General features: G+C 41.7%; 17 protein-coding genes. 15 read left to right on the top strand and 2 right to left on the bottom strand.

Translation table 11 applies throughout. From position 1 onward, the window contains the following. Window positions 1-33 precede the first annotated feature (33 nt). Both DWX65_RS09195 and DWX65_RS09190 read left to right on the top strand, forming a co-directional pair. Window positions 34-597, top strand: a complete 564-nt coding sequence (locus tag DWX65_RS09195; protein WP_147339157.1) for a M48 family metallopeptidase — start codon at window positions 34-36, stop codon at window positions 595-597. Then, complete coding sequence (locus tag DWX65_RS09190; protein ID WP_242997848.1) at window positions 581-985, top strand: hypothetical protein; 405 nt, start codon at window positions 581-583, stop codon at window positions 983-985. Before DWX65_RS09195 ends, DWX65_RS09190 begins: the two co-directional genes overlap by 17 nt. A gap of 52 nt (window positions 986-1,037) precedes the next feature. Here DWX65_RS09190 and DWX65_RS09185 read toward each other — a convergent pair whose 3' ends face one another. After that, complete coding sequence (locus DWX65_RS09185) at window positions 1,038-1,412, bottom strand: DUF3783 domain-containing protein (protein ID WP_158552127.1); 375 nt, start codon at window positions 1,410-1,412, stop codon at window positions 1,038-1,040. A gap of 171 nt (window positions 1,413-1,583) precedes the next feature. Between DWX65_RS09185 and DWX65_RS09180 the strand changes: the two genes are divergently transcribed. The 5 genes from DWX65_RS09180 to aspS all read left to right on the top strand — a co-directional run bounded on the left by DWX65_RS09180 (window position 1,584) and on the right by aspS (window position 9,361). Further along, window positions 1,584-3,899 (top strand): RelA/SpoT family protein, encoded by a 2,316-nt coding sequence (locus tag DWX65_RS09180; RefSeq protein WP_117699158.1) that lies wholly within the window; start codon window positions 1,584-1,586, stop codon window positions 3,897-3,899. Window positions 3,900-3,972: 73 nt separating this feature from the next. Continuing rightward, a complete protein-coding gene (locus tag DWX65_RS09175) occupies window positions 3,973-4,605 on the top strand; it encodes an MBL fold metallo-hydrolase (RefSeq protein WP_117841818.1) in 633 nt (210 codons plus the stop codon). 9 nt (window positions 4,606-4,614) lie between these two features. Beyond that, a complete protein-coding gene (gene hemZ, locus DWX65_RS09170) occupies window positions 4,615-6,108 on the top strand; it encodes a coproporphyrinogen dehydrogenase HemZ (RefSeq protein WP_118173318.1) in 1,494 nt (497 codons plus the stop codon). Between the two features lie 108 nt (window positions 6,109-6,216). Continuing rightward, complete coding sequence (hisS, locus tag DWX65_RS09165) at window positions 6,217-7,473, top strand: histidine--tRNA ligase (protein ID WP_118173317.1); 1,257 nt, start codon at window positions 6,217-6,219, stop codon at window positions 7,471-7,473. 64 nt (window positions 7,474-7,537) lie between these two features. Then, window positions 7,538-9,361, top strand: a complete 1,824-nt coding sequence (gene aspS / locus DWX65_RS09160) for an aspartate--tRNA ligase (RefSeq protein WP_117699154.1) — start codon at window positions 7,538-7,540, stop codon at window positions 9,359-9,361. Window positions 9,362-9,642: 281 nt separating this feature from the next. Here the strand turns inward: aspS and DWX65_RS09155 are convergent, their stop codons facing one another. Then, the gene (locus DWX65_RS09155) at window positions 9,643-10,515 is read right to left on the bottom strand and encodes a DegV family protein (RefSeq protein WP_117699153.1); all 873 of its coding nucleotides are present in this window, start codon (window positions 10,513-10,515) and stop codon (window positions 9,643-9,645) included. 233 nt (window positions 10,516-10,748) lie between these two features. On the opposite strand from DWX65_RS09155, the gene DWX65_RS15180 reads away from it, so the two are divergent. The 8 genes from DWX65_RS15180 (at window position 10,749) to DWX65_RS09120 (ending at window position 17,675) form a co-directional block, all read left to right on the top strand. Then, entirely contained in the window at window positions 10,749-10,916 is a 168-nt protein-coding gene (locus tag DWX65_RS15180; protein ID WP_022244373.1) for a hypothetical protein, read from the top strand. A 12-nt stretch (window positions 10,917-10,928) separates the two neighbouring features. After that, window positions 10,929-12,011: an ATPase, T2SS/T4P/T4SS family gene (locus tag DWX65_RS09150; RefSeq protein WP_330414792.1), complete on the top strand. Its 1,083-nt coding sequence runs from the start codon at window positions 10,929-10,931 to the stop codon at window positions 12,009-12,011. Then, on the top strand, window positions 11,998-13,260 hold the full coding sequence (locus tag DWX65_RS09145; protein WP_117947673.1) for a hypothetical protein: 1,263 nt from the start codon (window positions 11,998-12,000) through the stop codon (window positions 13,258-13,260). The genes DWX65_RS09150 and DWX65_RS09145 overlap by 14 nt, the downstream gene beginning before the upstream one ends. An 8-nt stretch (window positions 13,261-13,268) precedes the next feature. Continuing rightward, window positions 13,269-13,643, top strand: a complete 375-nt coding sequence (locus DWX65_RS09140; protein WP_117698834.1) for a hypothetical protein — start codon at window positions 13,269-13,271, stop codon at window positions 13,641-13,643. Window positions 13,644-13,759: 116 nt separating this feature from the next. Then, window positions 13,760-13,903, top strand: coding sequence for a hypothetical protein (locus tag DWX65_RS14985; protein WP_156454680.1), 144 nt, complete (start codon window positions 13,760-13,762; stop codon window positions 13,901-13,903). 5 nt (window positions 13,904-13,908) lie between these two features. Then, window positions 13,909-14,352 carry a hypothetical protein gene (locus DWX65_RS09135; protein WP_118173316.1) on the top strand — a complete coding sequence of 148 codons (444 nt, stop codon included), beginning with the start codon at window positions 13,909-13,911 and terminating at the stop codon, window positions 14,350-14,352. Further along, window positions 14,349-14,984: a hypothetical protein gene (locus tag DWX65_RS09130; protein ID WP_118173315.1), complete on the top strand. Its 636-nt coding sequence runs from the start codon at window positions 14,349-14,351 to the stop codon at window positions 14,982-14,984. Before DWX65_RS09135 ends, DWX65_RS09130 begins: the two co-directional genes overlap by 4 nt. A gap of 9 nt (window positions 14,985-14,993) precedes the next feature. After that, window positions 14,994-17,675 (top strand): InlB B-repeat-containing protein, encoded by a 2,682-nt coding sequence (locus DWX65_RS09120; protein ID WP_158564723.1) that lies wholly within the window; start codon window positions 14,994-14,996, stop codon window positions 17,673-17,675. The last annotated feature ends 31 nt before the right edge of the window (window positions 17,676-17,706 follow it).

The raw sequence follows: 17,706 nt of genomic DNA, 5'->3' as shown, positions 1-17,706 counted from the left end.
TCAGTGCCGGGACCAAAAAGCTATAATAATGGAATGGAGAATACAATACAATATGAACTGACACCAAAAAAAGTAAAGAATATTATCATCCGGGTAAAAGCCAATGGCGTAGTAGCAGTAACGATGCCCTATCGCATGAGCAAAAAGAAAGTGGATGCATTTGTGCAGAGCAAGGCGGAGTGGATCCGCATGATGCAAAAGAAGCTTGCAAATCAGCAGAGGATAGATGTGGATGCATTGGAGTGGAACCGGCAGAAAGAGCAGTATTTAAGAGATATACTGCTGAGGGAGTATGAACTGTTTCGGGCTTATCATATTTCTATGCCAACGGTCAGATTCCGCAGCATGACCAGCCGCTATGGAAGCTGCTGCAAGGTAAAGGCATCCATTACTTTGAATAAAGTACTGGCAGACCTTCCGTTAGAATGCGCAGAATATGTTGCTGCTCATGAACTGGCACACCTGGTAGAAGCAAATCACAGCAGACGATTTTATCAGGTGCTGGATACTGTGATGTCAGATCATAGAATACGAGAAAAAAGGTTGAGAGAATATGCGTTATTCCATGGAAAACGCGAGCATGAAGGTGGAAGTTGAGTCTCTTGGGGCAGAACTGAAATCTGTGCTTGGAAAGAAAAGTAACATTGAGTACATGTGGTGCAGCAATCCGGAGTATTACAAACGGAGTGCACCAAATCTGTTTCCGATTGTTGGAAGCTTAAAAGACGGAGTCTATCATTATCAGGGAAAGACTTATGAGATGGAATTAATCTATCATATGAATGGCAACAGACTGGAAATCATATGGAACATTAAGAATACCGGCAAGGAAAAAATGTGTATTTCCCGGAAGCTCCGTTATTTGGACTCTGGTCAGCAGAGAAGAAGAATGCACCATATGCAGCCATTGAACCTTGGTTTGGAAGATGCGATAAAGAGGATTTTAACGGAAGTTTGGAAGAAAGGGAATGGGGACATGCGTTAGCACAGGGTGCATGCTTTCAGGCAGCATACACCATAGAAATTGCAGGAGAAGATTAATTTTCATGCATTTTCTTATCTTCCGCTAAGAGTTCTTCATGAAGTGCAATGGAATCCCAGTTGATATTGTGCTCCGTGAGAACGGCTTTCAGACCGATTCTGGTAAGATGAAGCTTTTTAAATTCCACCAGGAAACGGTCTAAAAGAGCATTATCAAAGCCTTTGAATACCAGCATTTCGTCGGTGAAACCATCGCCGGTATAGACCTCTTCTTTCAAAGGGAAGCCATCAATCCCTGCGAGGGCACCTAAAGTCTGGTTATATTGTTCTTTGGTGATAATACGGATTTTTATTTTTAACCGAAGGCAGAGCATTTTTAATGTTCTGCCTTTGCTGTTTTCTAAATTGTAAAATAATAAAACTGGATGCATAGGGAAAACTCCTTTCTTAAAGAGGTAGAAAATATCTGCCATTCAGCCATAAAGTATAAGGTTTCCGGGGGAAAATGGCAAGTATAAAAGATTGCATTTTTATATATTTTTTATTATAATGAAAAATCATAGTTAAAAGTGGGATAAAACGCAAAAAAGTTGGTGTGAATTATGGCAGATATTACAACAGAAGAATTAGAAGAATTAGAAAATGAAGTGGTGTCTAAGGATGACAACATAAAGACCATGCAGGAATTCGTCAGTCCGGAGAGCCTGTATCAGGAGCTGATTGCCAGCGTGAAGAAATATCACCCATCGACAGATATTTCTTTGATTGAAAAGGCATATAAGACAGCGGATACGGCACATAAGGGACAGGTACGAAAATCCGGTGAAGCATATATCATTCATCCGTTGTGTGTGGCAATTATTTTAGCGGAGCTGGAGCTGGATAAAGAGACTATCGTAGCCGGACTGCTTCATGATGTCGTAGAGGATACCGTCATGACAGTAGAGGAAATTGCTTCAGAGTTTTCAGAAGAGATTGCCCTTTTGGTGGATGGCGTTACAAAGCTGGGTCAGTTATCTTATGATGCGGATAAAGTCGAGGTTCAGGCAGAGAACTTAAGAAAAATGTTCCTTGCCATGGCAAAGGATATCCGTGTTATCTTAATCAAGCTGGCAGACCGGCTGCACAATATGCGTACGTTAAAATATATGACACCGGAGAAGCAGAAGGAAAAAGCAAGAGAGACCATGGACATCTATGCGCCGATTGCACAGCGTCTTGGTATTTCTAAAATTAAAATCGAATTAGATGACCTTTCCTTAAAGTATCTGGAGCCGGAAGCATATTACGATCTGGTAGAAAAGGTTGCACTTCGTAAGAGTGTCCGTGATGATTATGTGCAGAGCCTTGTAAAAGAAGTGAGTAAACATATTGAAAATGCAGGAATCAAGGCACAGATTGATGGAAGAGCAAAGCATTTCTTTTCCATTTATAAGAAAATGGTCAATCAGCATAAGACCTTAGACCAGATTTATGATTTATTTGCCATAAGAATTATCGTGGATAATGTCAAGGACTGCTATGCAGCACTGGGTGTCATCCATGAGATGTATAAACCAATCCCGGGACGTTTTAAAGATTATATCGCTATGCCAAAGCCGAATATGTATCAGTCCCTCCACACCACACTGATTGGACCGACCGGACAGCCGTTTGAGATTCAGATTCGTACCTTTGAGATGCACCGTACCGCAGAATATGGTATCGCTGCCCACTGGAAATATAAGGAAGCTGCCAATAACGGCGGCACAGTGGCTACCACCAAATCAGAGGAAGAGAAGTTAAGCTGGCTGCGCCAGATTTTGGAATGGCAGAAAGACATGTCAGATAATAAAGAGTTCATGAGCCTGTTAAAGAGTGATTTGAACCTCTTTTCCGATACCGTATTCTGTTTTACTCCGTCCGGAGATGTAAAGAATCTGCCAACGGGTTCCACACCGGTAGACTTTGCGTACAGTATCCACTCGGCAGTTGGAAATAAGATGATTGGAGCTAAGGTAAATGGTAAATTAGTTCCAATTGATTACGAGATTCAGAACGGTGACCGTATTGAGATTATCACGTCCCAGAATTCCAAGGGACCGAGCCGTGACTGGTTAAATATTGTTAAGAGTACACAGGCGAAAAATAAGATTAACCAGTGGTTCCGGAGTGAGTTAAAAGAAGAAAATATCGTGAAGGGCAAGGAACTGATTGCCCAGTATTGTAAGGCAAAATCCATTAATCTTACGGATATTAACAAACCGGAATATCAGAGTAAGGTTATGCGGAAATATGGATTCCATGACTGGGATTCCGCACTGGCAACCTTAGGACACGGCGGACTGAAAGAAGGCCAGGTCGTGAATAAGATGCTGGAGGAGTACCGGAAAGACCACCCAATCCAGCTTACCGATGAGGATGTATTGAACAATGTGTCTTCCGAGAATAAGGATAAGGCAGTTCCACAGAAATCCAAGAGTGGTATCATTGTAAAAGGACTTTATGATGTGGCAGTGCATTTTTCCAAATGCTGCAGCCCGGTGCCGGGAGATGAAATTGTAGGATTTGTCACAAGAGGCCGTGGTGTATCTATTCATCGTACCGATTGCATTAATATCATGAACCTTTCCGAGTTGGAAAAAGTGCGTCTGATTGATGCAGAGTGGCAGCAGGGTGCAGAGCATGGTGACAATGGACTTTATCTTGCTGAGATTAAAATATTTGGTAATAACCGTACCGGACTTTTAGTAGATATTACCAGAATTTTCACCGAACGGGAAATTGATATCAGTTCCATTAATTCCAAGACCAGCAAACAGGGTGTTGCGACCATTTCTATTTCCTTTAATACCAAAGGCAAAGAGGAATTGAGCAGCTTAATAGAAAAAATCCGTCAGGTAGAGAGCGTGATTGATATTGAACGTACTACCGGCTGATAAAATATTAGCAGAATAAATTGCTGATTTATGAAGCATTCAAAGACAGTTATTATTATAGAAGAGGAAAATTATGACAGAACAGACAGAAGTATTACGATATATTGTGGGACCAGTCTGCACCAACTGCTATCTTCTGGTAAATCATAAGACAGGAGAACTTCTTGTGGTAGACCCGGGAGACCAGGCACAGTTGATTGAAAAGCAGATTGAGAAAACCGGAGCGAAACCGGTGGCAATCCTTCTGACCCATGGACATTTTGACCATGCAGGAGCAGCAGAAGCGCTTGCAGATAAATACCAGATTTCCATTTATGCCCATGAGGCAGAGAGGGAGACCTTGGAAGACCCGGGACTTAACCTTTGCGGGATGATAGGAGAGCATAAGGTCTATCGTGCAGATGTTTTCGTAAAAGACGAAGAAGTATTAAATCTTGCAGGATTTTCCATCCGTGTATTTTTTACACCGGGGCATACCATTGGCGGATGCTGCTATTATATTGCAGATGAGAAGATTCTTTTCAGCGGAGATACGCTGTTTCAGGAATCTGTGGGAAGAACCGATTTCCCAAGAGGAAGTGCATCGGATTTAATCCGGGCAATCAGAGAAAAACTGATGCCGCTGCCGGATGATGTGACCGTGTATACCGGACATGACGAAAGCACTTTAATAGGCTATGAGCGGATGCATAATCCGTATTTATAAGGACGAATCATGATAACAGTATTATTAGATAAAGCAGAATTTGAATATGATATCCATTCGCTGGTGAAGGCATTTTATCCGAAGGAAGAGGTATATGTTTCCACGAAGGATAAGGAGAAAAAAGAAGAGCCGGTACATTATCACATGGATGTACAGTTTGCACCGGAAGAAATCATTTTTTCCTGGAAAAAGGTAGAGCCTTCAGAAGAAAATGAAAATCAGACCGGAATTACAAAACGAGTAGCAGTAGATGATACAAACCGCAAGGAGACAAAGAACAGCCTGAAACGGACGCTGTATCAGCTGCTGTCAGAATATACCGGAGTGGAACTTCCGTGGGGAAATCTTACCGGTATCCGCCCGACCAAGATTCCGATGGCACTTTTAGAAGAGGGTAAGAGCGAGGAAGAAATTGCCCGCTATATGAAGGAAACGTATTTTACCTCCGATGAGAAGATAAAGCTCAGTATTGAAATTGCAGAGCGGGAGTTGGAACTTTTACACAAATTAGACTACGAAGAAGGCTACAGCCTTTATATTGGAATTCCATTCTGTCCGACCACATGTCTTTACTGTTCTTTTACGTCCTATTCCCTGGCAGCCTGGAAGAAGCGTATGGATGAATATCTGGATGCACTGGAAAAGGAACTGGATTATACAGCGGTCAAATTTGCACATAAGAAATTAAACAGCATTTATATCGGTGGTGGAACACCGACCACATTAAATCCGAAACAGTTAGACAGATTGATTCGAAAAATTAAATGTAGTTTTGATTTATCTGATTTAGTGGAATTTACAGTGGAAGCCGGAAGACCGGACAGTATTACAAAAGAGAAGCTTATGGTGCTTCGCAATCATGATATCAGCAGAATTTCCATTAATCCACAGACCATGAAACAGGAGACACTGGATCTGATTGGACGGCATCATACCGTGCAGCAGACAATAGACAGCTTTTATCTGGCAAGAGAACTTGGATTTGATAATATCAATATGGATTTAATCGTAGGACTTCCGGGAGAGAGTCTTTCAGATGTGGCAGATACCATGGAAGTCATCCGGAAGCTTGCGCCGGATAATCTGACGGTTCACTCACTTGCCATCAAGCGTGCAGCAAGGCTGAATATACAAAGAGAGCGTTATCAGGATTTTGAAATTGTCAATACCGCAGACCATATTGCACTGACTTCCAAAGTAGCAGAAGAAATGGGCCTTTCTCCATATTATTTATACCGCCAGAAGAATATGGCAGGCAATTTTGAAAACGTCGGCTACGCAGCACCGGGAAAAGCCGGTGTATACAATGTTCTTATTATGGAAGAGAAACAGAGTATTGTAGCCTGTGGTGCTGGTGCATCCACGAAACGTGTCTGGGTACAGCCAAATCCCGATGGCACACACCGGATTGAACGTGCCGAGAATGTCAAGGATGTGGCACAGTATATCGCAAGAATTGATGAGATGATAGAGCGCAAGAGCAGGCTCTTTACGAAGGAATAAAAGCGGTTGACATATCAGAACACGAAAAATATAATAGTTCTGTATGAATACAAATATATAATAAGAAAAATAGATAAAATGCTTATCTCGGAAAATGGAGGAAATTTCATGGCATTGAGTAAGAAGCCGGTTACAGGCATGAAGGATATTTTACCGGAGGAGATGCAGATTCGTGATTATGTGCAGAATGTAATCAAAGAGACCTACCGGAGTTTTGGATTTACACCAATTGAAACTCCTTGTATGGAGAATATTGCAAACCTCACCAGCAAACAGGGTGGAGAAAATGAAAAACTCATTTTCAAAGTATTAAAACGTGGTGAAAAGCTGAACTTAGAGACAGCAGAAAAAGAAGAAGATGTAGTGGATTTTGGTATGCGTTACGACCTTACCGTTCCGCTGGTAAGATTCTATTCCAATAACAGTAACCAGCTCCCATCCCCGTTTAAGGCATTACAGATGGGAAATGTGTGGCGTGCTGACCGTCCTCAGAGAGGGCGTTATCGTCAGTTCATGCAGTGCGATATTGACATTTTAGGAGAGCCGTCCAATCTGGCAGAGATTGAGCTGATTCTTGCAACAACTACAACCCTCGGCAGGATTGGATTTAAGAATTTTGAAATCCGAATCAATGAACGCCGTATTTTAAAAGCAATGGCAGCTTACAGCGGATTTCCGGAAGAAAGCTACGACCTTGTATTTATCATCTTAGACAAGATGGACAAGATTGGGTTGGACGGAGTCGCAGAAGAACTGAAAAAGGAAGGCTTTGCAGAAGAAGCGGTCGATAAGTACTTATCCTTATTTGAAAAAGCAGAAGGTACCGAAAACGGACTGGTTACCTTATGTGATACATTAATTGAAGCAGGATTCTTAGAGGAAGAAGTAAAGCAGAATCTGACAGAGATTATCGACAGCGTAGAAGCAACCAAAGCAGCAGACTTTAAAATGGTATTTGACCCGACTTTAGTGCGTGGCATGGGTTATTATACAGGAACTATTTTTGAAATAGCTATGCCGGAGTTCGGCGGAAGCTGTGGCGGAGGTGGTCGTTATGATAAGATGGTTGGAAGATTTACCGGCAACGATGTACCTGCTTGTGGATTTTCCATCGGTTTTGAAAGAATCATTCTTTTGCTCTTAGAGAGCGGATTTAAGATTCCGGGACAGGCAGCGAAGAAGGCATATCTCATCGAAAAGGGATATCCGGCAGATAAGCTGCAGGAGGTAATTGCACAGGCTCAGAAGGAACGTTCCGAAGGAACCCAGGTATTAGTGGTTCGTATGAATAAGAACAAGAAGTTCCAGAAGGAGAAGCTTACGGCAGAGGGTTATGAAGAATTTGTAGAGTTTTTTAACAGATAGTCTGTTTTTCTGCAAGAAGCAGAAAATGGAATGATTTTGATAAAATTTTTAGGAGGATAAAAAAATGTCAGAATCCATGCAGGGATTACACAGAACCCATAGATGTACAGAAGTATCCAATGCCAATATTGGAGAAAAAGTTACCGTCATGGGCTGGGTACAGAAAAGAAGAAATTTAGGAAGTCTTATATTCATAGATTTAAGAGACCGTTCCGGAATTCTGCAGCTTGTATTCGACGAGCCAAAGGTAGGAAGCGAAGGCTTTGCCAAAGCAGGAACACTGCGTAGCGAGTTTGTTATTGCAGTCGAAGGAACCGTGCAGAAGCGTTCTGCAGCAGTTAATGAGAATTTAAAGACCGGTGATATTGAGGTAATTGCTGAGAGTATCCGTATTCTTTCAGAATCACAGACACCGCCATTTCAGATTGAAGAGAACAGCCAGACCAAAGATGAGATTCGTTTAAAATATCGTTATCTTGATTTACGTAGACCGGATATCCAGCGTAACCTGATGCTGCGTAGTAAAGTAGCATATCTGATGCGTGATTTTATGGCAAAAGAAGGTTTCTTAGAGATTGAGACACCGGTTCTTTGTAAGTCTACACCGGAAGGTGCAAGAGATTATCTGGTGCCAAGCCGTATACATCCGGGCAGCTTTTATGCATTGCCGCAGTCACCACAGCTTTTCAAACAGCTTCTGATGGCATCCGGATATGACCGTTATTTCCAGATTGCAAAATGTTTCCGTGATGAGGATTTACGTGCAGACCGTCAGCCGGAATTTACCCAGGCAGATATGGAGCTTTCTTTTGTAGATATTGATGATGTATTAGATGTCAATGAGCGTCTGTTAAAATACATTTTCAAAGAAGCCATCGGTGTAGATGTAGAACTTCCACTTAAGAGAATGCCTTGGCAGGAAGCAATGGATCGTTTTGGTTCTGATAAGCCGGATACCCGTTTTGGAATGGAATTAAAGGATGTATCTGATATTGTAAAAGATTGCGGTTTTGGTGTATTTACCAGTGCGTTAGAGCAGGGCGGTTCTGTCCGTGGTATCAATGCAGAAGGACAGGGCGCAATGCCAAGAAAGAAGATTGACAAGCTGGTAGAGTTTGCAAAAGGCTATGGAGCAAAAGGACTTGCTTATCTTTCTGTACAGGAAGATGGCAGCTATAAATCATCCTTTGCAAAATTCATGACAGAAGAGGAATTGAAGAATCTGGTAGCAGCAATGGACGGAAAGCCGGGAGACCTGCTTTTATTTGCAGCAGACAAGAATAAAATTGTATGGAATGTATTAGGTGCACTTCGTCTTGAAATTGCCAAAGAATTAGACCTCTTAGACCCGAACCAGTATAATTTCCTCTGGATTACAGAGTTCCCATTGTTGGAGTGGTCAGACGAAGAGAATCGTTATATGGCAATGCATCATCCGTTTACCATGCCAATGGAAGAGGACTGGGATAAGATTGATACAGATCCAGGTGCAGTACGTGCCAAAGCATATGACATCGTATTAAATGGTACCGAGTTAGGCGGTGGTTCTGTCCGTATCCACCAGAGTGATATTCAGGAGAAAATGTTTGAGGTTCTTGGCTTTACAAAAGAGAGAGCACATGAGCAGTTTGGATTCCTTCTGGATGCATTCTCCTATGGTGTACCACCACACGCAGGACTGGCTTATGGTCTTGACCGTCTGGTTATGCATATGGTACATGCAGATTCTATCCGTGATGTCATCGCATTCCCGAAAGTAAAGGATGCATCCGACCTTATGTCCAATGCCCCGGATATCGTAGATGAGAAGCAGTTAGAGGAACTGTGCATCAAAGTGGATGAGAAAGAAGTAGAAGAAAAAGAGGCAGAAGAAGCTGCAGAAAAATAAAGAAACAGATAAAGCATGTTTCTCACATAAATAAAAGAGTTATTTATCACAGAATTTTAAACCGTGGTACAATAACTCTTTTTTGATTTACGCGAGTAGCGAGAAAAAATCTGAGAGAAAAGAAAGAGCCAGGCTTGCCTGAGCGAATTTCTTTTCTCAGCAGATTTTGGCGAGCACCGCGATAACTCGAGAAACTCGCAAAGCGTGTTTCTCGTAGTTGTCAGACATTTTGCCAGACATCCGTAAGAAGCTGCTTTGACCGCTTTGTATCTGCCGGTGTTTTATCGATATTCACCCATATAGAACAATGCAATCGTTCCAGGACCGGAATGTGCACCGATGGTTGAACCGACATAATTGATTAAGAAGCTGTCGATGCCAAAACGTTCTTTTACAAGATTTGCAACAAACTGTGCATCTTCTAAAGCATCACCATGGCTGATAAATACGATATCATTCTGGTCACGGTAGGAGCCCATCTGCTTTTCCATATTGTCAACCAGGGTAATCAGGGATTTTTTACGTCCACGAACCTTGGAAACCATAATAAGATGACCTTCATCATCTACATGAAGCACCGGCTTTAAGTTAATCATGGTACCAAGAACCGCAGCGGTTTTAGAAACACGTCCGCCTCTGTGAAGGTGGAACAAATCATCTACCGTAAAGTTATGTACCAGATGTAGTTTATTTTCCTCCAGCCATTTTACGGTTTCTTCTAAAGTGGCACCATTTTCTTTCATCTGGACAGCTTTGTGAACCAGAAGTCCCTCGCCCATGGAAGCACAGAGAGAGTCTACGACAACGACTTTATGTGGGAAATTATCTTCTCCCATTTCACTTGCAGCAATTTTCGTACTGGAGTAGCTGCCGCTGAGTCCGCTGGAAAAGGCAATGTGAAGAATATCACAGTCATTTTCTGTGGCAATTTTTGTAAAGATTTCGCGGGCAGTTTCCGGGTTGACCTGAGAGGTGGTAGGCAGAGAGCCGGCGCGCATCTTTGCATAGAATTCTTTGACATCCATTGGATGTTCCCAGTCATAGGTTTTGCCGTCTATAGTATAAGTGAGTGACAGCATGCCAAGATTATGTTCTGCTACATAATCTGCCGGCAAATCTGCGGTAGTGTCGGTGGTAATAATAAATTTATTCATGTGTCCTCCTGTATTTCTTATATAAAATTGTGGCATAAAATCATACCTTTTTTATTATAGCATAATGAAAAATGAAAATGTAAAATTTTTATAAAAATGAAAAAATATCTTTACAAAAAAAGAAAAAGCAGGTATGATTAGAGCCATCTTATTTATCTTTTTTTATCCGGGAGTTTCCTCCCAAATATTCCAAACAGTGAAACGAAATTCAGTATGGAAAGGGGTTTTCTTATTTGAAAGAAATTTTTGAACAGTATGGTGGGGTAATTATAACAGTAGTTGCGATTGCAGCATTAGCAGCACTTGTGACAGCAATTATGGGAAATGGAACCAGTGGTCCCGTTTATGATGCATTTAAGAACTTAATTGATAACTTTGGAAATAACATCGGAACACCATAGGAGGGGGATGACTTGGACAGACAGGAACTGGGTATCCGGATGGAGCCGGATTATTTTGGTCCCCTTTGGCGTTATGTCCGGAATGATAAGATTACAGATATTGACTATAACGGAAACCAGTTGTGGATTACAGATGTAGAAAATGAACGATATCTGATTCGAAGCCATGGAATTACAGAGAAGTTTGTAGAGCAGTTTTCCCATCGGATTGCCAATGAAGTGAGCAAGCCTTTTAACAAGAAAAATAATTTGTTGGAGGCGGAGACCGACACGTTGCGTATCAGTATTGTGCATGAATCTGTTGCCATATCCGGCAGGAGCATCTGCATCCGTAAATCAATGCCAATGCTGCGTATGCAGGTAAAAAGGATGGTGGAGGATGAGTATGTAGCTGTTCCGGTACTGGAATTGCTGACCAATTGTGTGGCTGCAAAAATGAATTTTGTCTTTTGCGGAGAACCGGGGGCGGGAAAGACAGAATGTGCAAAATTTTTCTCGCAGTTTATTCCGGCAGGAGAGCGTGTCATTACGATAGAGGATAATCCAGAATGGCATTACAGTCAGATTAATCCCGGAAAAGATTGTGTGGAACTGCGAATTAATCCGGATTTTGATTATACCAAAGCCATTAAGACATGTCTCAGACAGAACCCATCCTGGATTATGTTATCGGAGGCACGTTCTACGGAAGTAAAGTCTTTACTGGAATGCTGGTCTACCGGAATCCGTGGATTTACCACGCTTCATACGGATGATGTGCGTAAAATTCCGGACCGTATTTTGAATATGATGGAGAGCCGTATGGATGCAGACCGCATGGAAAATGATGTATACAGCTATGTTGATGTTGGAATTCTGCTGCGGAAGAAAATGAGTGCAGAAGGAAAATTGTACCGTTATATAGATCAGGTCTGCTTCTTTGTAAGAGAAGAAGGAAGAAATGAAATACATATGCAGGTGGTGGATGGCAATCTTATGGTGAGAGAACTTCCAAAAGGGCTGATTGCGCGTATGGAGCGGCATGGAATTTCCGAGCCATTTGATAATCCGATGATACAACATCGTCTGGAAGGAGAAGAATATGAAAAAGAATGAGCGTTTCGTTGCCTATGGAGGCTGTTATGGATTATTGCTGCTGGCAGCATTTTTATTACAGCTTAAGTGGCAGGGATATATCTGCTGCAGTATTGTATTTGTTCTTGTTATGTGGCGTATGGATAAAGTGTTGAAGGAAGAAAAGAAGCAACAGACCCGTCTGCAGGAAGCAGAATTGTATATGGAGCAGATGCTGTATGCATTTTTGCAGAATCCGAAAATCTTATCTGCACTGGAGACAGTTTGTGCATTGTTTGAACCGGGAGCCATGCGAAAACAGATAGAAACTGCAATCTTTCATTTACGAAAAGAATATGACAGCAATATGAAAGAAGAGTTAGATGCGATTGAGCAGCAGTATGAAAATCGCAGAATGAAAGAGATTCATGCGTATTTTCTGATGGTAGAACAGTATGGCGGAGCATACGAGACAACGGTGGAATTGCTTTTGGAGGATTTGCAGAAGTGGATGGAACGGGTCAGACTGCATCAGCAGGACTGTAAGAAATATCGAAGAAATGTATTCTTAGCGGTGGGTTTATCCATTCTGGTATGTGCAATAACGAATCATTTGCTGCCAAAAGATATTGAATTATCGCAACTTTTGGTTTGCCAGATTGCATCAATTCTTTTTCTGTCCCTGGATATGCTGATTTGCTTCCGGGCAATGAAGCGTACCTGTCGCAACTGGTTGAAGGAAAGGGAATCTTATGGAGAAGGGGATGAAAAGAAATATCGTTATGTGCAGTCCCATAAAGGAGTGCGCAGTAATTTCTACCGGAAGTATCTGAGAAAGAAAATGGAAACGGAATTTCCGCAGTGGTTAATGGACATTTCTTTATTGCTTCAGACTGAAAATGTGCAGGTGGCATTCTATCGTATCCGGCCGCAGACACCGGAGGTTCTAAGACCGGCAGTGGATGATATGCTGGAAGAACTTTCACAGAATCCGGAGAGTCTGGAACCATATCTTAATTTTTTAAAAGATTATGATTTACCGGATGTGCATTCTGCTATGCGGATGTTGTATGCATTATCCAACGGCGGATATGGAAACAGTGAAAAGCAGTTAAGTCAGATTTTAAAACGGAATCAGGAACTTTTAGATAAGGCAGAAAGAGAACAAAATCAGGATTCACTGGCTGGATTATATGCATTGTTTTTAGCCCCGGCATTGACTGGAGCAGGAAAAATGATGATTGATATGACGGCATTTCTGGTGGTATTTTTAGCAAGCGTACATAGATAGGGGATTAGATGGAACAGGTAATAAAAACATATCTTGGAATATTTCTGATGATGCTGCTGTCAACAGTTGGAATAGGTATTGTTGCAGCAGAAGCGCAGATTTGTCAGGCAAGAAATTTTAAATCGGATGTGGTAGTGGAACTGGAAAACAGCAATTATAACCGGGAAGTAATAAATGCCTGTATAAAGCAGGCTGATGAATTGGGCTATCAGCTGCAGGTTAATTTATATGAGGATTCCGGAGCTATAACTGTATGTGAAAATGGAAACGTGCCGCCCGTGGAAAAGGAGGTAACCATGGCGGAAGTGATATTGCATTACGCATACCGGATGGGACCATTTCACAGTAAAACGGAGCATAGTATCCGGGGATTTGGAAGGTAGATTTATGAGAAAAATTATGGAGGATTATGGACAGGCAATCATCTATGCAGTACTTGGAAGTGGTTGTATCGGAGTGTTGTGGTATTTGCTTGGTTATGTCCGGTAAGGGGATAAAAATGCATTTTTTTATGGAAGAATATGGTGGACTTGTGATAGCGGTTCTGGCAGTCATTGTTATGACAGGAATTTTATTTGGACTGTTTTCACAGGGAGGTTATCTTTATGAAATGATAAGCAGGGCACAGGGGGCATTGGGGTAAAACAAATGAAAACATTATGGAAAGAATATGGACAGACAGTAATTACTGTATTAGTGGCGGCAATGTTACTGATATTATGCTTATGGGGATTTCGCATAATTGGAAGTGGGATGGAACGTCCGGCAGCCGGTGCAGATGTTGGAAATAATATGGACGGAAAAATGTTAAAAGATATTCATAGCCGTCAGGTTCCGGTGATTATCTATGAAGATCATCGCATCTTAACGATTGCAGATAAGATAGCGTTATCAGAACTGTTTCACGCAGTGGATGCAGATGGAAAGGAACTTAAGATTGAGATAACTGATATCAGAAATCAGGCAGGAAAAACAGTAGAAGATATTTATGAAAAGGCAGGAATCTATGAAATAGAGGTGCGGGCAGAAGATGCATATGAAAAGCAGACGGTTTCCCGTTTCCGGATTCCGGTAAATGGAGGCGGTGTATGAAACATATGGTATTGGGGGTATTATCTGGAGGAATTGTTGTTTTATTTGTGGTAGTTCTGCTGACCATGCAGCATAAAAATGTACGAAAAGAAGAATTAGAACAGAGTCTTACCGAAGCAATGGAAACAACATTGCAGATGGTACAGGCGGATGCAGGCAGAGATTATACTTCCGAAGATATGAGGACATTACTGATTCGAAATCTGGTTCCACAGATGAATTCCAATTCAGAATTAACCGTTCGGATGCTTGCAGCAGATGCAGAAAAAGGATTACTTTCTGTGGAAGTGGAAGAGTATTTTTCGTATCCGGGTGGGAAAATGGGCAGTATAAAGTGCTGCCGTACAATTCTTACAGATGACGATGGGGATGGCGAAGAAACGGAGAAAGGGGAAAAAGAAGTGGCAATGCAGACGGTAATCTTTTATCGCTCCAGGGAAGAAATGGAACAGGGAAAATCTTATTATAAGAAACTGGAAATACAAAAGGGGGATTACTGTACTTCTCCGGCAGAACCGGTTTGTGATGATTTGAAAAAGAAGTTTTTAGAGTGGCGGGACAGCAAGGATTATCTCGCGGATTTTACACAGTGTGTAGAAGAAAATCAGACATATTATGCAGTATTTGAATAGGGGGTAAGCATGAAAAAGAAGGTGCGAAAGGGAGTATGCCGTTTCCTTTGCGGATGCATGATTCTTTTTATGAGTCCGTGCAGTATTCAGATGATAAGTGCGGAAACGGTAGAAGAAACTGAGGTGGCAGAATCTGAAAAAGCAGAAGTATTAGAAGCAGAAGTATTAGAAACAGAAGTATTAGAAGCAGAAGTATTAGAAACAGAAGTATTAGAAACAGAAGAAACCAAGCAGTTGGAAGAAATGCCGGATGAATTGACTTCATCTGTTTACGGAAGTGCGCAGACCTGGTATCCGGAAACTTCCGGGTATTTCATATTGATAGTTCGTGACAATGCAGGTGGAAGAACAGCTCGTTACCGGATTGACTGTAATATAGGGGAACGTCATTCCAATGGGATTAATTATCGAATCTATTATAAAATGTATCTGATTGGGGGAGACGAGCTTGGCATTACATTAGAAGATAGGGAATATTATACCAGACATGATAATGCAACTTCTGAAATAGGAGCAAGGGAATATCATCTTCCGGTTACGTTTCGTCTGCCGGAGCTGGGGCATCATTTTGAAGGAGTGTCTACCAGCAACTGCTATCAGACATACTTTGAGAGTATGGAAGAGGAAACCTGTAGTTTTGTGGTGGACACCAACGGATGTGGAATGACACCCTGGGGAGATGATGGCGCATGGCATAATGATAATATCGAAGTAAATTATCTCGAAAATCGTTATACCATTCATTATGATGGAAATGGGGCTACCAGCGGAACTGTTGCTTCTCAACCGGATGTGCTGTATGGAAAACAGATTCAATTACAGCAGAATCAGTATAAGAAAGAGTATACAGTAACCTTGGATGGAAATGGTGGAACATCTGAGGCAGAGAAACTTACCGCGGAAAGCACCTTTGCCGGGTGGGAAGATCATAACAGTTTTTATTATAACGGAATAGAATTTCCGTGGTATGCATTTGATGCCCCCTGCTATGCAAAAGCAAATCAGGATTTACTGGAAAGTTTCGGGTTTAATAAGGCAGCATTAGTAAAACATTTCTATCAGTATGTGATACAGGGCAGGGAACGAAGAATATCCAGTCCATATTTTCGATTGACGGATTATATGAAATATGGAGGGGAAGATTTAAAACAGGCATTTGGCAGCCGGCGTGAGTCATATTTATTACATTGGATAAATCATGGATATAATGAGCATAGAGAGGGAATAGGCACAATCGGTGTGCCGGAAGCGTTATCGGAACTTTCTGTATACGAAGATAAGGCACAGGTATTAAATTTATCTTCAAAGCATAAGGGAGAGGTTCTATTAAAGGCACAATGGAAGGATGCAGAAGTAATACTTCCATCTGCAAAGCGCAGTGGGTATGCGTTTGCCGGCTGGGCAGACAGGAAAGATGCTAAAGAGCCGGTATATAATTCAGGAGATAAGGTAGTGGTAACGGAGAATCAGACCTTTTATGCCATCTGGAAGAAATCAAAGCCACCGGTTATAGAGCGGACGATATCGATTCAGAATGGAACGGATGGATTCTATACATATGTCTTTGTGCGGGATGGCGGAGATGGAATTAAAAAGACTGCTTTTGCGGTGTGGAGTGAAAACCAGGGTCAGGATGATTTGACGGCAGAATGGCAGATGTCAGAATTAGGAGAAAAAGGGGACTATTTTATAGAGGGGCAAAACTACAATTACCGTTATTATACCTCTGCTGTAAAACATAAGAATGAATATGGAAGGCATCTGATTTCAATTTATGCATATGACAGTCTGGATGGCTATGCAACAGCAGATACGGATTTTTGCTATTGCTTTCCAATCATTTTTGATGGAAATGGAGGCCTGATCGATGGAGAAGAGACAAAGCAGGAGAGCCGATATTATGGGACACCCTATGGAGAAATGCCAGACGCCGTGCGGGAGAACTTCCTTTTCTTAGGATGGAGCACAGAGCCGGATACAGAACAGGACAAAGAGGAAGATAAAAAGCCGGATGTAATATGGCAGGAAAAAGAACTTATCGGGGAAGAAGATGTTTTTTGCCATGCAGGGGAACAGAGATTATATGCACAGTGGGATGAGAGTCCTGTTATTGAGGCAAAAGATCAGTATTATAGTTTGACGGATGCAAGAAGCGGCAGGATTACAGAGGAAATACTTTTGCAGCAGGCATGTGCAAAGGACAGAGAAAACAGCTCAGAAGATAATCCGGAAGGTATCTTAGAGAGCGGAGTAGATGAAGAGAAGAATACTGTTTTTTGCGTGGAAGATTATACGGAAGAAGAGTGGAAGAACTTTGCGCATGAAGGAACCACCACGATTACTTATTATGCAAAAGATGCAGTTGGCAATGTCAGCAGAAAACAGGTTACCGTTTATCTGGTGGATACTACCTCGCAACAGGTGGAGGACAAAGAAAAAACGTTTCGATTTATCAGTGAAAAATATCTTGATACCATAACACAGGATTCTATTTGGAGGAGAGAAGAAAATTACAGACAGTTAGAAGAGGCATTGCAAAGGAATACGGCTTTAGAAGTCTGGAATTTATCACATCAACAGATGAATGAGATGAAAGAATATGAATTGCAGCATAATACTGGGAAAATGACGGAAATAGAGCGTTTTCGGAACAAATTTATCCATTGTATCGGTGAATATGCCGAAATTTAGAAAGAAAGAAGAAATTGGTTGCACAATAAAA

The sequence above is a fragment of the Roseburia sp. AF20-18LB genome, from assembly GCF_003461185.1.
Lineage (GTDB): Bacteria > Bacillota > Clostridia > Lachnospirales > Lachnospiraceae > Roseburia_C > Roseburia_C amylophila.
This window is presented reverse-complemented; position numbering and strand designations above follow the sequence as displayed.

Coding starts and splice junctions, on each gene's coding strand:
- DWX65_RS09195 (WP_147339157.1), top strand. CDS start 34: ATGGAGAATACAATACAATATGAACTGACACCAAAAAAAGTAAAGAAT.
- DWX65_RS09190 (WP_242997848.1), top strand. CDS start 581: ATGAAGGTGGAAGTTGAGTCTCTTGGGGCAGAACTGAAATCTGTGCTT.
- DWX65_RS09185 (WP_158552127.1), bottom strand. CDS start 1,412: ATGCATCCAGTTTTATTATTTTACAATTTAGAAAACAGCAAAGGCAGA.
- DWX65_RS09180 (WP_117699158.1), top strand. CDS start 1,584: ATGGCAGATATTACAACAGAAGAATTAGAAGAATTAGAAAATGAAGTG.
- DWX65_RS09175 (WP_117841818.1), top strand. CDS start 3,973: ATGACAGAACAGACAGAAGTATTACGATATATTGTGGGACCAGTCTGC.
- hemZ (WP_118173318.1), top strand. CDS start 4,615: ATGATAACAGTATTATTAGATAAAGCAGAATTTGAATATGATATCCAT.
- hisS (WP_118173317.1), top strand. CDS start 6,217: ATGGCATTGAGTAAGAAGCCGGTTACAGGCATGAAGGATATTTTACCG.
- aspS (WP_117699154.1), top strand. CDS start 7,538: ATGTCAGAATCCATGCAGGGATTACACAGAACCCATAGATGTACAGAA.
- DWX65_RS09155 (WP_117699153.1), bottom strand. CDS start 10,515: ATGAATAAATTTATTATTACCACCGACACTACCGCAGATTTGCCGGCA.
- DWX65_RS09145 (WP_117947673.1), top strand. CDS start 11,998: ATGAAAAAGAATGAGCGTTTCGTTGCCTATGGAGGCTGTTATGGATTA.
- DWX65_RS09140 (WP_117698834.1), top strand. CDS start 13,269: ATGGAACAGGTAATAAAAACATATCTTGGAATATTTCTGATGATGCTG.
- DWX65_RS14985 (WP_156454680.1), top strand. CDS start 13,760: ATGCATTTTTTTATGGAAGAATATGGTGGACTTGTGATAGCGGTTCTG.
- DWX65_RS09135 (WP_118173316.1), top strand. CDS start 13,909: ATGAAAACATTATGGAAAGAATATGGACAGACAGTAATTACTGTATTA.
- DWX65_RS09130 (WP_118173315.1), top strand. CDS start 14,349: ATGAAACATATGGTATTGGGGGTATTATCTGGAGGAATTGTTGTTTTA.
- DWX65_RS09120 (WP_158564723.1), top strand. CDS start 14,994: ATGAAAAAGAAGGTGCGAAAGGGAGTATGCCGTTTCCTTTGCGGATGC.